General features: G+C 42.5%; 2 protein-coding genes. Both read right to left on the reverse strand.

Features of this window, described 5'->3' with window-relative positions; translation table 11 throughout:
• The coding region (locus V5N63_RS11760; RefSeq protein WP_332034092.1) for an N-6 DNA methylase at positions 1-1,061 on the reverse strand (1,061 nt) is incomplete at its 3' end.
• A 177-nt stretch (positions 1,062-1,238) separates the two neighbouring features.
• Positions 1,239-1,739 carry a GNAT family N-acetyltransferase gene (locus V5N63_RS11765; protein ID WP_332034093.1) on the reverse strand — a complete coding sequence of 167 codons (501 nt, stop codon included), beginning with the start codon at positions 1,737-1,739 and terminating at the stop codon, positions 1,239-1,241.
• Positions 1,740-1,809 lie beyond the last annotated feature (70 nt).

Genomic DNA, 1,809 nt, shown 5'->3' on the forward strand with positions numbered 1-1,809 from the left:
GTCAGTTTCGAGGCATCGGCGAGTCCCATCGGGAGGTTGAATTCGGTTTTCAGCAGATCATCCACCGCACGCACAATAAAATTCACCACCGGCTGCGGCGTGTACCAAACCCCGCGGGCCTTGCGCAGCGCCGGATTGTATTTGCCCAGAAAAGTTTCGTAGAAGTGAATCACAGGATCTTCCTGCCGCGTCGATTTCCCGAAGTTCCGCATAATGGACAGCACATCACTCGCCTTGAAGATTTCAATAAGGTCATCCACAAAGATCTTCAGGTTTTCATCCAGATCGAAACCCGCAATATGCTGGAAGAGTTTCCTAAGGAAGGGATTCGACTTCGGAATCAGGTTTGCGGCTTCAAGCCTCGAGAATGTAGGCAGCGTGGGATCGTGATACCGCGCCACGAAAAGTCCGTACGCGATGGTTTGCGCATACAGGTCGGCAAAAGTATGGTTGTCGATATCGTGAATCAGCATGTCATGGAAGGCCTGTTTCTGACTCATTAAGTCTGAATGCAGTTCATGCTCTTCCTGATAATTCAGCGTTTTATAAATAATGTCGGAAATCAGTTTGGCTTTGTTGGCCATCATTTCCGCAAGGCGTTCGGAGTTTTTAATGTTCTGCGAAACCTCCTCACTGAAATCTTTAATCAGATTGGTGAAGAGCGCAAAGTTTTCTTCCTGAGGAGCAATCTCATTGCCCAGAATATCCCCGAGCGAAATCTTCGTGGTAAGTTCGCCATCCCGGTAGAATTCGAAATTCAGGTAATCGGTAATGATGAGGTTCGAAAGCGCATTTCTGTAGCGGTCGAACTGTGGCTTGTTCTTTTTATGGTCGATGCCCAGTTTCAGGTCTTTGGCTTCAATAAAACCTACAGGAATATCTTTCTTCGAAATAATATAATCGGGCGCACCACAGGCCTGCCGCTGCGGCTCGTTGATAACCGAAAACTCTTTCCCAAGAATTTCCTGCAAAAGCGTCTGCAGATCACCCCGATAGGAATGTTCGGTCGCGTTGCCGTTAAAATAAAGCTGAGAGAGTTTCCGGAGGTAGTTTTGAATCATAGTTGTACGTATGCTCAAATATAAACAATCCTGAGAAATTGTACGAATATTAAGTATAAATAAGCAAAACCAAACCGTTTCATCCTTCCCGTTATCCCAATACGTTAACCCTTAAAACCACATTCCGTGAAAACACCCACAAAGAAACCGTACGATGTTAGCGGTTCGTTGTTTTTTCTATTGTCCAATTCCTATCAATTTACTTCTTCGTTCTAATAAAATTATATCTCTCCAAATACCGTTCATTTGTCCAATTCGTTCTCTGTGTCCAATTTTCCTAAACCCAAGTGCTTCGTGAATTTTCAAACTTGCAATATTTTCAGGAAAAATTCCAGCCTGTAATGTCCAAAGTTTTTCGTTTTCACTTTCAATAATTAATTTTTCAAGAAGTTTATGTCCAATTTTATGTCCACGATTTTTGTCTGCCACATATACGCTTACTTCTGCAACACCAGCATAAACACACCGTCCGGAAATAGGTGTCAATGCAGCCCAACCAGCAACTTCATTATCTTTAATTGCAACAATTCTACAATTCTTCAAATGTCCGTTATCCCAGTCTGTGTATGTTGGTATTTCTTGTTGGAATGTTGCATTTCCAGTTTCAATACCTTGTCTGTAAATTTCAGAAACGTTTTTCCAGTCGTCTGCTGTCATAGGTCTAAAAATTATTTCCATTGTTGTCAATTTATATTTGATTACTATTCGTGAGTGTCGCTCTACAATGACCGCTAACTCTCAAATATCC

It is taken from the genome of Kaistella sp., from assembly GCF_032060305.1.
GTDB lineage: Bacteria > Bacteroidota > Bacteroidia > Flavobacteriales > Weeksellaceae > Kaistella > Kaistella yananensis.